The organism is Kitasatospora phosalacinea (genome assembly GCF_000716545.1).
Classification (GTDB): Bacteria; Actinomycetota; Actinomycetes; order Streptomycetales; family Streptomycetaceae; genus Kitasatospora; species Kitasatospora phosalacinea.
Genome location: NZ_JNWZ01000105.1, coordinates 1 through 12979 on the forward strand (window position 1 = coordinate 1; position 12979 = coordinate 12979).

Here is a 12979-nt window from a genome sequence, read left to right on the forward strand (position 1 = left end):
AAGACGTACGCCGGCCCTGGGAGCGACCGGCGACCGAACCCCGCCGTCTCACCCCCGCCCGCGTCCGCCGGGGTTTCGCAACATCCGCGCGACAGCGGCGAGGCTGTCGCACGACTTCGCCCGTCCGGGAGTCAAGAGCGATTCGATGTTCGGTTCCGGTCGCTGTGGGGACGGTGGAGTCTGGGTCGGTGGGGCGAAACTTCCTGTTGTGCGACCGCGAGCGTGATCTTGAGATGCCGAGGAGTGCTCGGGAGTGGCTGCCGCCGGGGCACTTGTGTTGGAAGGTGCTCGAGGTGGTCGAGGAGCTCGATCTCTCGGCCTTCGAGAACGGCTATCGTGCCGACGGCCAGGGCGGTGTCGCCTACCCGCCGGCCGCCTTGGTGGCACTGCTCTTCTACTGCTACAGCAAGGGCATACGCTCCTCCCGCGGCATCGAACGGGCATGCTGGGACGATCTGGGCTGCCGGATCATCACCGCGAACCACGCCATGGACCATTCCACCGTCGCGCGATTCGTCCAGCGTCACCGCGACGCACTGACCCAGCTGTTCGTGCAGGTACTGGCCCTGTGCGGCAGTCGCGGGCTGGTCGATCTGTCGGCGGTCGCGGTGGACGGCTCGCCGATGGACGCGAACGCCTCCCGCGACTCCAACAAGCAACTGCACCGCCTCGAAGCCATCATCGCCCGGTGCGAGGACGGGATCAGTGCACTCATGGACGACGCGCACGACCATGCCCGGCACGTCGAGACTGACGACACCACGGACGCCGCCGACGAGCCGCAGCGTGACGACTGGCCAAGGTTGTCACGCCTGTGCGACCTGCTCGCCAGAGCCCGCACCGCCCGGGACCGGCTCTATCAGCGGGCCCTGCCGTCCGCCGGCGAGATCAGGACCAAGGTCGAGGCCGCCGAACGCATCGTGGCCCGCGCGGAGAAGCGGTTGGCCGCGGAGACGACGGCCCATCAGGAAAAACTGAGGAAGTACCAAACACGGACCGAGGCTGACCGAAAGGCCGGGCGCCGGGCCGCCAACGGCCGCCCGCCCGTGCCCATGGAGAACAAGACGGTCCTGGTCCGACAGCGGGACCGACTGGCGAAGGCACTCGCTCACCTGGAACGGGCACGCAGCCCCAAACCGGTGCCCACCCCAACCGCCTTCGCCAGCCTGAGCGATCCGGACTCACGGCTCCAACTGGGCAAACACGGCGGCTACCTGCAGGGATACAACCTGCAGATCGTATGCGCGCGCCGCCAGATCCTGCTGGCCATCGACCTCCACGACAACCCGTCGGACCGCGCGGCACTGATTCCGATGGCCAGGAAGACCCAGGAAAATCAGCGCGCCGCCGGTCTGGCGGGCGACATCCTGCTCTGGCTCGCGGACAGCGGATACGCCAGCGCCGCCTCCTTCGAGGAGCTCGCTGACCTGCCGCTGCTGGTCTCGGTCACCAGCGAGGCCGACCAGGCGGGATTCCCCGCGAAGCGCCAGACCGCCCCCGCCGGCCAACAGGCCATGGCCGACCGCCTCGCGACCCCGACCGGCCGGGCCCAGTACCGCCAGCGCAGCGCTCTCGTCGAGCCGGGCTTCGCCCAGCTCTTCCAGCGATTCGGTAGGCACCTCAACTACCGCGGACGCCGAGCCGTCGACACCGAGATCAAGCTCCTCGGCACCGTTCACAACCTCAGCAAACTCCTCGCCGACACCGTGAAATCGCGCTCTTGACTCCCGGACGGGCGAAGTCGTGCGACAGCCTCCGGCCCGTCCGGCAGCCGCACCGAAACCGCCCCGGCCAGGCCCGGGACGGCCTCCCGGCTCGAAGAACAAGCAACGGGCCCCACGCCACAACGTCGGCAAGACGGCCAAACGAGCCGACTCGATCAAGGAACATCAAGGCCGACGAGGATAAACGCCAAGCTTAGCGCCAGTTTCCGTTTCGATGTTCCTCAACCCCCGAGAAGTGGCCGAACCTGGCGCCGGTGTCATCGACCAAGACGATCGACTGGGACCTGATCCGCCGGCAGTACGACCAGATCGTGGAGTACACCACCGCCCTGCGCCTGGGCACCGCCGAGGCCGAGCAGGTCCTGCGCCGCTTCACCCGCGGCGGGCCCAAGCACCCCACCTACCGCGCGATCGAGGAACCGGGCCGCGCGGTGCGTACGGCGTTCGTCTGCGACCACCTCGCCGACGCGGACCTGCGGCGCGAGATCAACGACGGGCTCCAGGTCGTGGAGGACTGGAACAGCGCCAACCACGACCCGTTCCACGGGAAGGACGGCGACCTGACCGGCTCCGACCAGGAGTCCCAGGAGGTGTCCATGCTCGCCCTGCACCTGCTCCAGTCCGCGCTGGTGCACGTCAACATCCTGCTCCTCCAGGACGTCCTGAGCGAGGAGAAGTGGCACAAGCGGCTCACCGACGCCGACCGACGGGCCCTGTCCCCGCTGTTCCGGACCCACGCGAACCCCTACGGCCGGTTCGAGCTGGGCGTGAAATCCCATCTCGAGCTCGCCGCCGCCACAGCCGCGGGGCCCGGCCCCCGCGCCGTGCCCGAGGCGGAAACCGCACGGTCGGCTGCGGACGGTGCGGCCGGGTCGGCATCCTGAAGACCTGTCCGCCTGGCGTCGCTCCCGGGGTGAAATGCCGGGCCGGGGAGGGCTTGGCCGTGGTTTGAGGAGGGATGGGCATGGAGCGTTCGTCAGGAGTGTCGCCGGCCGAGCGAGTGGCGAGGGTGCCGTGCAGGGCGGGGTCGCTAACGAGCACCGTGACGCTTCCACAGCTCCGGTGCCATACGTCGACCCGTTCGAAGATGTGCGGGCACGACACGACGTCGTCGGGGAACGTGGCAGCCGTGCGCTGGAACTCCGGGCTGCCGAACGTCGCGGCAAGAGCCTCGATCGGCTCCCGGACCGCGACGTTCATCAGAAGTCGACTGCCCGCCGTTCCCTTGTGCGTCTGCAGGAAGACGGATCCCGGCTGAGCCGTCATGAACTCCGCCTGCCTCCGAAAGAGGATCAGGAACTCCTCGGTCCTCTCCTTCGGAACCGAGAAGGTGTTGGCCAGGCGATGGGCCCGGTCTCCTCCTTGAACTGTGCGAACACCGGCGTGTTCGAGTCCAGGCTCTACAGCTTGGCCGTCTTCGGTACTTCCTGCCGCAATCGGTTGTTCCATGGCACCGAGGCCGGCCCCACCGTACTGGCAGATCAGAGATCAACGATGGTGGGACGGGGGCCGGGACGGCGTCACACGGTGAAGACGCGTTCGACTCCGTCGCGCTGCGTGTGCAGGTCCCAGTAGAGGGGTGCGACCTCCTCGGCCGAGGCCGCCGGCACTCCGGGCGGGCCGCCCGCGCCGATCCACACGCCGATGGCGACGTGCGCGGCCTGGACGCCGGTGCCGGCCAGTTCCTTGTGCAGGCTGAGTACCCAGTTGCGCAGCGCGGCCTGGGCGGCGTTGAGGTTGCCGAGCATCGGAGTGGGGTCGACCGAGCCGGCGCCGTTGGTGTAGAGCAGGGTGCCGGCGCCGGCCTCGCGCATCACGGGCAGCACGGCCCGTGTGGCGGCAATGGCCCCGTAGAGCAGGATGTCCATCGCCCACTGCACATCGGACGGGTTGGTCTCGGACGGAGCGGTGAGCGGCGTGGATTCGAGGCTCCCGCCTGGGGAGTACTCCAGGACGTCGATGCCGCCGAAGCGGGTGGCGGCGTCCTTGAGCGCCTGGGTGAGTGCGTCATGGTCGAGTACGTCCGCGGGGAACGCGGCGGCGGTGATGCCTTCGGCTTCGAGCCGGCCGGCCAGGTCGTCGAGCTTGTCGCGGTTGCGGGCGATGAGAGCGACGTCGAAGCCGTGGGAGCCGAAGGTACGGGCGATGGCCAGGCCCATACCTGGGCCGGCTCCGACGATGGCGATGCTGGGCACAGTGAATTCCTTTGCTGGGAAGCCGTTGGGAAAGGGGTGGATCAGGCGACGGTGGGCGCGATCTTGCCGAGGGTGCCGGCGCCGAACGCGGTGAACGCCTCGCCAGCCTGCACCAGGTCGTAGGCAGAGATCACCAACGCCTTGAGGACCGCTGCGGACGAAGTCGGCCTCCGGACCCGGCTCGGCGGTGGCGCTCACGCGCGGGAGCAGTTGCTCACGCGCGGGAGCAGTTCTACGACTGCATTACAGGTAGTGGGGTGGGGCGGGGGCGGGGCACATGCCGTTGCCGGCGCCCTCACCGTCCGCAGTCGTCGACGAAATGGTTGTCGTGGGCTTCGTGAAGCCGGTTCAGGTCACGCTCGTTCACAGTGGCGAGCTGTGCGAAGTACTCCTCCCGCGGTACACCTGGCGAGAGTGCCATCAGGAGGGTGGCAGGTCCGGCGCGCTCCTTCCGGAGGGCGTGGACGTCACCCACCGCGGCATGCGCGGTGTCGCCGGGCAGCAGTGTTCGCCAGACCTGCCCGTCGAAGTAGTCGACTTCACCTTCTTCAACGATGAAGGTCTCGCTGAAGGTCGCGTGGAAGTGCGGGGCAGGTCCCCGGCTGGAGGGCGACATGCGCCACCGGTAGATGCTCACGATCCCGCTGGTCTCCGCCGGACCCGCGAGGACTTCGATGGTCGACCCGCTGGCGCCCAGCCGGATCGTCCGCGTCTGTTGGGCTCGCTCGGGCTCCTTGGAACACCGGGCGGTCGACTCCGTGTCGGTCATGCCCCGAGTCTCGGCGCTTCGCCGTTCTACTCGCGCTCACTTCGGCGGTGGCCTAACAATGGTGGAGTGATCCGCTACCGATTGGGCGTTGGTGCTGCGAGCGTGCGGTGGGCGATGTCGCCGATACACGAAGTGGTCAGTCTTGCCCAGCTCTTGACCGAACCGCAGCGTCACCCGATGTTCCACCCGTGGCTTCGCCGTCGCCGCCACCGTCTCTCGCTCCCGGACCTGGGGGCGCTCACGGTCTTCATGGCCGACGGCGCGTACCGGCCCGACTTCCTCGACCCATCGCCGATGTCCAGTGAGCCAACCTTCGAGGAAGGCGTGGATGCCCTCCTCGCCGCGCCGGCGGACCAGACGTACGCCGAACTGGTCGACGCCACGAGGGGACGCGGGGCGGAAACAGGCCGCCGATTGCTCGATGACCCCGACCGGGCCAGGTCCGAGGCCGCCGATGCGCTGCACCGCCTCTGGAAGGCAGTCGTCGAACCGGAATGGCCGTCCATGCGGGAGGCGCTGCGTGCCGAGATGCTGGACCGGGCCATCCAGGTCAACCGCGAGGGATTGCGCGCGGTCCTTCCGCGCCTGCACCCTTCCGCTGCGTGCGAGGGCGACACCATCACCGTCGAAAAGACCGTCGACATCGACGTCGACTGCCCTGAGGGACTCATCCTCGTTCCGTCGCTGTTCATCACCGACCGGATGCAGTGCACCACCTCGGACCACTGGACACCGGCGATCTACTACCCGGCATCCGGGCGGTACCTGTGGGCGGCACCTCCCACTCCGAGGTCGCTTGACCGTCTTCTGGGGACGACCCGATCGAGGATCCTGGCCGCGCTCGCCACTCCGCTGCAGACGACCGTTGTGGCCAGGCTGGTGAGCGTCACTCCCCCGACGGCCAGCGAACACCTGGCAATCCTGCGGGACGCCGGGTTGATCGACAGCAGCCGGGCCGGTCGCACGGCCACGCACGAGCTCACCAAGGCTGGACGTGCTCTCCTTGACGCGGCCTCGCCACGGTCATGACAGGTCGGAGAGCTGCTGATGGGCAGTCAAGCGCGGCGCCTGCCGCAACCAACCCTCCGGGCGGCCCGCACGACGCCGTCGCCGACTGCAAGCCGCTGCCCTCGAAGCCCGAACAGATGACCCCAGCCGTCCCCGCCGACCCCGTATTCGTTCGCAGAACCCGTTCTCGGTCAACAGCGGGACTGGCCCTCTGCTGAGACTTGCATTGCGCGAAGATCCGGGCCCATGGCGGGCCATCAGCTGTCCTCCCCGGCCGATCGGTCGGACGCGGACGACGTCGAACGGCACGCCCGCCCGAAGTGCGACGCACAGCCCGGCTCGCCGTGCCGCTCGCGCGGCGGGGCGGTCGCCTCCGCCTGCCGCACCCGCCGCTTCACCATGGTGCCCCGGCCGAAGAAGGCACTGCGGGTGCCGACCCCCGCCGACCGAGGCCCGGGGCGGCCGTGGCGGCCGGGCACCCCGCCGCCGACACCGATCGACCCGGACCTGCCGAGCGCGGACATCCGCATCGGTTACGCGAGGTGCTCGACGCCCGGGCAGGAACTCGACTCCCAGCTCGATGCGCTCAGCAAGCACGGCATCCCGAGGGAGAAGATCTTCAGTGAGAAGACCAGCACCCGGGTGCGGGTCCGACCGAAGTTCGAGGAGGCGCTGCGGACCGCGCGGGAGGTCAAGGCGCACGCCCCGCGCTGCCGGGTCATCTTCACCGTGCGCGAGATGAAGCGCCTCGGCCGCGACGCCGCCGAACTCACCGCGCTCGCCGACCACCTCACCGCCCACGGCCTGGTCCTGGAGATGCTCGCCGGGCCCCTGCCCGGCATCCACGACCCCACGGGCCCCGGAAAGCCGCTGTTCGCGTTCTTCGCCGCGACGGCGGAGACCGAGCGGGAGAACATCCGCGCGTCCACGCTGGAAGGGCTCGACCTCCCCCGCCCCGTACGTGGTCGGCGGCGCGGCCGTCCTCGCCACCGGCGGAGCCGGGGACCACGCGGTGGCCCGGCATCGCCGGTACCGGCCCTGGCGACGGCCGACTCCCTCACCTCACAGGCGAGTTCACCCCGCCAAACCCGCCCTCCAGCCGTCCGGGCACCGACGACGGCCGCCCCGACGTGGGAAACGCCACTCTCTTGGGAATGTCTTTACCTTTGATTGACCTTACGGTCGCGGGCCCGTCTCTGAAAAGGTGGTACGACCCAACCACGCCATCCGCCGCCCGCACCCGAAGGGATCCCTCCCGTGCCCGTACCACGCATGCAATCGACCCCGCTGCCCGGCATCGGCGTGCAGTACGACCTGACCACCCGGGAGCGCCGGCACGTCTCGGTGATCGCCCACCGGGACGGCACCCGCACCCTGAACACCTACCGCCGCGAGGACCCGGACGCCTGCGCGCACTCGCTGCACCTGACGGAGAGCGAGTCGGCCGCGCTGGTCGACGCCCTGGCCCCGTCCCACCACAGCCCGAACGTGCTGCACACCTCCGGCCTCGGCCTGGTCGCCGAACGGGTCGAACTGTCCGGCGCCTCGCACTGGAACGGGCGCGCGCTGGGCGAGACCCGGATGCGCACCGACACCGGCGTGTCCATCGTCGCCGTGCTGCGCCGCACCGGCGCCGTCCCCTCCCCCGCACCGGACTTCCGGCTGGCCGGCGGCGACACCCTCATCCTGATCGGCACCCGCGAAGGCGTGGACGCCGCCGCCGCGATCCTCGGCAGGGAGTGACGTCCTCCCCCGCGCCACGGCGCGGGGATCCCGGCCGCCCCGGCGACGCGGAGCCTCCGCCCCGTTCCACCGGGGCCCACCGGCCTGCCGGCCTGCCGGGCCCGACTCCGCGCCGCCGACGCGCCGTTGTACGCCCACGCATACCCACGAACACCGACAGATACAGACAGACACCGACAGGCACCGACGGACACCCACGGGAGGAGCAGCGGAGATGCACGCGCCGAACCCGCCGAGAGCCACCGGCCACGACCCGCGCCGCAACCGCCGAAAACCGCTCCGCCGCCTCGCGGCCACGAGCCAGGAACCCACTCCCCCTCGCCACAAGGGCCGGAGCATCCCGAGAGAACGAAGGTGAACGCTTGCACACCGCCACCGTCTTCATCGAACTGGGCGCGATCATCCTCACCCTGGGGCTGCTCGGCCGAATAGGCTCCCGCTACGGTCTCTCCCCCATCCCGCTCTACCTGCTCGGCGGCCTGGCGTTCGGCCAGGGCGGCCTGCTGCCGCTCAGCGCCAGCGGGGAGTTCGTCGCCACCGGCGCCGAGATCGGCGTGATCCTGCTGCTGCTGATGCTCGGACTCGAGTACACCGCCGCCGACCTGGTCACCAACCTCAAGAGCCAGTACCCCGCCGGGATCGTCGACTTCGTCTTCAACGCGCTGCCCGGTGCGGTGATGGCGCTGCTGCTCGGCTGGGGCTCGGTCGCCGCCGTCGTGCTGGCCGGCGTCACCTGGATCTCCTCCTCCGGCGTGATCGCCAAGGTGCTCGGCGACCTGGGACGGCTGGGCAACCGGGAGACCCCGGTGATCCTGAGCATCCTGGTGCTGGAAGACCTGGCGATGGCCGTCTACCTGCCGATCCTCACCGCCCTGCTGGCCGGGGCCGGCCTGCTGGTCGGCAGCATCACGCTGGCCGTCGCCCTGGCCACCGCCGGCGCGGTGCTCTTCGTCGCGCTCAGGTACGGGCGGCTGATCTCGCGCTTCGTCTCGCACGACGACCCGGAGAAGCTGCTGCTGGTGGTGCTCGGCCTGACCCTGCTGGTCGCGGGCATCGCGCAGAAGTTGCAGGTCTCGGCGGCCGTCGGCGCGTTCCTGGTCGGCATCGCGCTGTCCGGTGAGGCCGCGGAGGGCGCGCACACCCTGCTCAGCCCGCTGCGCGACCTGTTCGCCGCCGTCTTCTTCGTCTTCTTCGGCCTGAACACCAACCCCGCCAGCATCCCGCCGGTGCTGCTGCCCGCGCTGGCGCTGGCCGTCGTCACCGCGCTCACCAAGATCGCCACCGGCTACTGGGCCGCCCGCCGGGCCGGCATCGCCGCCAAGGGCCGCTGGCGGGCGGGCGGCGCGCTGGTCGCCCGCGGCGAGTTCTCCATCGTCATCGCCGGGCTGGCCGTGACCGCGGGCATCGAACCCTCCCTCGGCCCGCTCGCCACCGCGTACGTCCTGCTGCTCGTCATCATCGGCCCGCTGGCCGCCCGTTGGACCGAGCCGCTCGCCGCCCGCCTCGTCCGCCGCGGCGACGACGCCCCGGCCGAGCCCCAACCCCTCCCCGAGGAACCCGGCGTCCGCGTCTGACACCCGCCCCTCTTCCCCGGCCGCCCGTCGGCCTCGCGCCGGCGGGCGGTCCGGCCTGACACGGGCCGGGGGCGGCGGCGGGCGGCGCCACGTGCCGCCGGAGGGATCGACGTGCGGAAGCTCCGGAACGCCGTCACCGCACTGCTGCCCGCCGTGGTGGCGGCACGGATCGAACCCGAGACCTGCCCGGCCCGGCTGCGGCGGCCGGGTCGGGCCGAGTGCGCGGGCAGTTGGGAGCCGGTACCGACGCGGGCGAACCCGGCAGGCGGCGATCACCGCCGTCAGCCCGTCAGCCCGCCACCGCCGCCGACCGGATCCCGCTCCCCGGCCCCGAATTCCGGGGCGGGCGCGGCGAGTCGGGCCCCGGGCTCAGCCGTCGGTGGGAGGGGCCGTCCGCGCCGGCTCCTTGGGGGCGGGCACGTACGGGTGCAGGTGGCCGGCGACGGCGGCGACCAGGATGCCGAGGAAGCTGACGAGGAACCCGAGCACGAGGCTGCCCGCCACCAGCCGGATGCCCAGGGTGTCCAGGCGGATCCGCCCGTCGGTGACCAGGTGGTAGTGGATCCCCGTCGTGACGGCGAAGACGGCGACGCACGTCGCGATCCCGGGGACGGCGGCGAACCAGGGACGGGCCCGGAGCACGAGCAGCCCGAGGACGATGACGGCGAGCCCCGGCACCACGGGGGGCACCCCCAGGATCCGCGAGTCGATGTCCAGGTCCAGTCCCTTCACGCCGATCAGGACTGCCACGGCGCCACCGCCGAAGTACACGAGCAGCACCACCAGCGTGCGCCACACCGTCCCCAGGACGCTCCGGGGCACGGGGACGGGCGCCGTCGGCGCCGGTCCAGCAGAATGACCAACACTCGTCACAGCCCTGAGTATGCCTCAGCCGCAGGGGCGCCCGGGGCGGAATTCCGTACCGGCACGGCCGGGAACCACCAACGGCCCCGGCCACCCGCCCGCACCGGTCGCGCCGGTGGCGAGGTCCGTGTCCTGTCGGCCGCCCGCGCCGAGCCGAACGCCGACGCGGCGGCCTACGCCGCGACGCTGTGAGTCGGGCGTCGCGCGTCGCGTGTCGCGCGGAACCACCCCCGGACGGCCGTTCGAGGAACGGCGCTGGCATCGTGAGGGCCGTGGAGACAGCGGGCACGAGAGCGGGAACGACACCGGAGCCGGCGCCGGCGGCCTCGTCGCGGCGCGGCCTCGCGACGCTGGGCGAGGTGGCGTGCCGCTACCGGGCGGGTGAGGTCGACCCGGCGGACCTGCCGATGATCGCCGCCGAGGCGCTCGCGGCCGGGCTGGACGCCCCGGCCCTGTGCGAGCTGGCGGGTCGGCCGCGCAACGCCGTCACCCACGAGATCCGCGACGCGTTCGAGCAGGCGCTCGCCGAGTGCGGGATCGAGCTGCCCGACCCCGAGACGGCGCGGCGCCACGCCCTGCGCCGGCTGGCGGCGAGGCTCGGCGACGGGGAGATCACCGCTGCCGCCCTCGCGACGGACGACTGGTGGGAGATGGAGGGCGAGACCGCGGAGGAGCGGTCGTTCGTGCGGCTGATCCCGCAGTGCACCTGCTGCCTGGGCTACATGTCCGAGCACGACCGGCGGGTCTGGGAAGCCGAACTGCGGGCCGCCGCGCGCGCCCTGGCCGCGTCCATGCCGGTCGGCTCCGGCTGCTGATGCCGCCGTGGGCGGGCGTGCCGGCCCGGTGGTCAGCGGTGTTCGGCGACGGCGACCCGGCCGGTGCGCAGGGAGGAGCGGCTGCGGGCGGTGGTGTCGAGGGCGCGGGCGAGGGTGAGCAGGTCGTGGTCGGAGGTGACGTGCAGGCCGTGTTCGGCGAGCAGGGCGGCCATCCGCTCGGGCGTCCACAGGGAGCGCCAGGGTTCGCCGGCGGTGACGGAGTTGCCGAGCAGGCGGGTGAGCAGCCGTCCGGCGGACGCCTTCGCCGAGGGTGACTGGTAGTTGAGGACGAGCGAGCTGCCGGGGGCGGTGCGCGCGGCGAGTGCGGCGAGGGTGGTGCGGACCTGGTCGCGGGTGAGGTAGGGGACGACGCCCTCCCACAGCCAGGTGGTGGGGGCGGCGGGGTCGTGCCCGGCGGCGTCCAGCGCGGTCGCGAGGTCGTCGACGGCGAAGTCGACCGGGGTGAAGCGGACGGCGCGGGCGGCGGGCCGGACGTCGGCGGCGGCGAGGCGGGCGCGCTTGTCCTGCTGGGAGGCGGGGTGGTCGACCTCCCACACGTCGGTCTCCGCGAGTTCGGCCAGCCGCCAGGCGCGGGTGTCCAGCCCGGCGCCCAGGACGACGAGTTGGCCGTTCGGCCGGGCCCCCAGCGCCTCGTCGATGGCGACCGTGCGCGGCACCGCGATCTCGGCGCAGGCCCGGACGCTCTCGTAGCCGGTGCGGGCCCGCAAGCCCTCGGGCGGGGTGCCCGCGCGGACCTGCTCGACCACCGTCCGCTCCTCGGGGCGCAGCAGCCGTACCGCGACCGGGTCGGCGAACCGCCGGGCCGCGGCCCGGCCGTCGGCGGCCGCCCGGCCCTGGCAGACCAGTACCGCCGTCCGGCTCGCCGCGCGTCCGCTCTCGCTCATGCGCCCCATTCAACACCCCGCAACGACCCGCCCGGCCGGCGCCCGCTGCGGGTGCGGGCGCCGGCCGGGCGGGGAGGGGCGGGGCCGGTCAGGTGTCGGAGTAGCTGAGGTCACCTACCGACCAGGCGCTGATGTCGGCGATGGCGATCCGGTACATGCCGCCGGTGTGCGGCAGGCCGAAGTCGCCCTGCAGGATGCGGGCCCGGTGGAGGTGGAGGTGGGTGGGCGGTTCCGGCTCGTTACCGGGGGGTGGCGGGGCGAAGAGGGCGGCGAAGGGTTTGAGGTGGTCGGAGGTCTGTAGGACGTCCGCCACCCGTTCCCACCACAGGGCCACCGGGGCGAGCCTGCCGGTGATCACCGCACCGGGTACCACCACTGTCACGGACATCTGGTTGCTGTGCTCGGACTCCACCATCGAGGCGATGTCGACGAGCAGCCCGTCAGGGTTCGACATGCTCCGAGCCTAGGCCACTCCCGGGCCCGCGCACCGCGATTCCGCGAGCCAGATCCGTCACGCGCCTGTCGAGAACCCGTCGAAAACGTACCGAAAACACACCGCGAACCTGCCGCGAACCTGCCGCGAACCCGGTGCGGGACGGCCGCCGGGCCACCGGCCCCGCTCGCCGAGGACCCTGGGAGCGGTCAGGACGACGATCTCCACCACCAGCGGGCCGCAGAGGACCCGCAGGTGGCGGGGGCCGGTCCGAGGCCCGGCCCGGGCGGGCGTCAAGGGTGCGTCGCGGCGGCCCGTTCTCGGGCCGCCGTCCGGCTCAAATGGGAGAGCGCTCTCCCGCTTGACATGAATTCTTCCAGGTCATCACACTGCTGGGGCGAGAGAGCGCTCTCAGACATCGGCGCTCACCCTCTCTCGCTGCGCGCCCGCACGTCCCCCACCCCCACCTGCACGCGCACCCGAGGAGCCGACAGATGCTCGCACCGCGCACGCCCCGAACGCACCGGACGCACCGACCCCCCACCCGCTGGAGCGCACCCCTGTGCGCCCTCCTCGCGGTCACCGCCCTGCTGGCGGGCCTGGTGCTCGCCCTCGTCCCCGCACCGCCCGCCCGCGCCGCGGTCACCCTGCTGTCGCAGGGCCGCCCGGTCACCGCCTCGTCCACCGAGAACGCCGGGACGCCCGCGTCCGCCGCCGTCGACGGCGACCCCGGCACCCGGTGGTCCAGCGCCGCCGCCGACCCGCAGTGGATCCAGGTCGACCTCGGCTCCAGCCAGGCCGTCAGCCAGGTCGTGCTGCGCTGGGAGACGGCGGCCGCCAAGTCCTACCGGCTCCAGACCTCGAACGACGGCGCCACCTGGACGTCCCTCTACTCCACCACCACCGGCACCGGCGGCACCCAGACCCTCGACGTCACCGGCACCGGCCG

Annotated in this window: 12 protein-coding genes and 1 pseudogene; 8 read left to right on the plus strand and 5 right to left on the minus strand. The window is 72.0% G+C overall.

The genetic code is table 11. The annotated features are described in order from the left end of the window. Positions 1-233 precede the first annotated feature (233 nt). Positions 234-1724: a transposase gene (locus OO48_RS32620; RefSeq protein WP_483413977.1), complete on the plus strand. Its 1491-nt coding sequence runs from the start codon at positions 234-236 to the stop codon at positions 1722-1724. Between the two features lie 236 nt (positions 1725-1960). Next, positions 1961-2608: pseudogene (locus tag OO48_RS34705) on the plus strand (Tn3 family transposase); the annotation flags it as partial. 636 nt (positions 2609-3244) lie between these two features. Here OO48_RS34705 and OO48_RS32630 read toward each other — a convergent pair. Continuing rightward, the gene (locus OO48_RS32630; RefSeq protein ID WP_033222956.1) at positions 3245-3919 is read right to left on the minus strand and encodes an SDR family NAD(P)-dependent oxidoreductase; all 675 of its coding nucleotides are present in this window, start codon (positions 3917-3919) and stop codon (positions 3245-3247) included. A 295-nt stretch (positions 3920-4214) separates the two neighbouring features. Further along, a complete protein-coding gene (locus OO48_RS32635) occupies positions 4215-4688 on the minus strand; it encodes a cupin domain-containing protein (RefSeq protein WP_033222958.1) in 474 nt (157 codons plus the stop codon). A 66-nt stretch (positions 4689-4754) separates the two neighbouring features. Between OO48_RS32635 and OO48_RS32640 the strand changes: the two genes are divergently transcribed. The 4 genes from OO48_RS32640 (at position 4755) to OO48_RS32655 (ending at position 9013) form a co-directional block, all read left to right on the plus strand. After that, the gene (locus OO48_RS32640) at positions 4755-5717 is read left to right on the plus strand and encodes a DUF5937 family protein (protein ID WP_033222962.1); all 963 of its coding nucleotides are present in this window, start codon (positions 4755-4757) and stop codon (positions 5715-5717) included. Between the two features lie 408 nt (positions 5718-6125). Continuing rightward, positions 6126-6866, plus strand: a complete 741-nt coding sequence (locus OO48_RS32645) for a recombinase family protein (protein ID WP_245194896.1) — start codon at positions 6126-6128, stop codon at positions 6864-6866. 102 nt (positions 6867-6968) lie between these two features. After that, positions 6969-7439: a cation:proton antiporter regulatory subunit gene (locus tag OO48_RS32650; RefSeq protein ID WP_033222966.1), complete on the plus strand. Its 471-nt coding sequence runs from the start codon at positions 6969-6971 to the stop codon at positions 7437-7439. A 362-nt stretch (positions 7440-7801) separates the two neighbouring features. Beyond that, complete coding sequence (locus OO48_RS32655) at positions 7802-9013, plus strand: cation:proton antiporter (RefSeq protein WP_033222968.1); 1212 nt, start codon at positions 7802-7804, stop codon at positions 9011-9013. A gap of 369 nt (positions 9014-9382) precedes the next feature. On the opposite strand, the gene OO48_RS37875 is transcribed toward OO48_RS32655, so the two are convergent. Then, positions 9383-9835: a hypothetical protein gene (locus OO48_RS37875; protein ID WP_157845597.1), complete on the minus strand. Its 453-nt coding sequence runs from the start codon at positions 9833-9835 to the stop codon at positions 9383-9385. Positions 9836-10236: 401 nt separating this feature from the next. On the opposite strand from OO48_RS37875, the gene OO48_RS35615 reads away from it, so the two are divergent. Further along, positions 10237-10692: a hypothetical protein gene (locus OO48_RS35615; protein ID WP_051733318.1), complete on the plus strand. Its 456-nt coding sequence runs from the start codon at positions 10237-10239 to the stop codon at positions 10690-10692. A gap of 32 nt (positions 10693-10724) precedes the next feature. Here OO48_RS35615 and OO48_RS32670 read toward each other — a convergent pair whose 3' ends face one another. Both OO48_RS32670 and OO48_RS32675 read right to left on the minus strand, forming a co-directional pair. Then, positions 10725-11597 (minus strand): class I SAM-dependent methyltransferase, encoded by an 873-nt coding sequence (locus OO48_RS32670; protein WP_033222972.1) that lies wholly within the window; start codon positions 11595-11597, stop codon positions 10725-10727. 88 nt (positions 11598-11685) lie between these two features. Beyond that, on the minus strand, positions 11686-12051 hold the full coding sequence (locus tag OO48_RS32675) for a hypothetical protein (RefSeq protein ID WP_033222973.1): 366 nt from the start codon (positions 12049-12051) through the stop codon (positions 11686-11688). Positions 12052-12524: 473 nt separating this feature from the next. Between OO48_RS32675 and OO48_RS32680 the strand changes: the two genes are divergently transcribed. Continuing rightward, the coding region (locus tag OO48_RS32680; RefSeq protein WP_033222975.1) for a discoidin domain-containing protein at positions 12525-12979 on the plus strand (455 nt) is incomplete at its 3' end.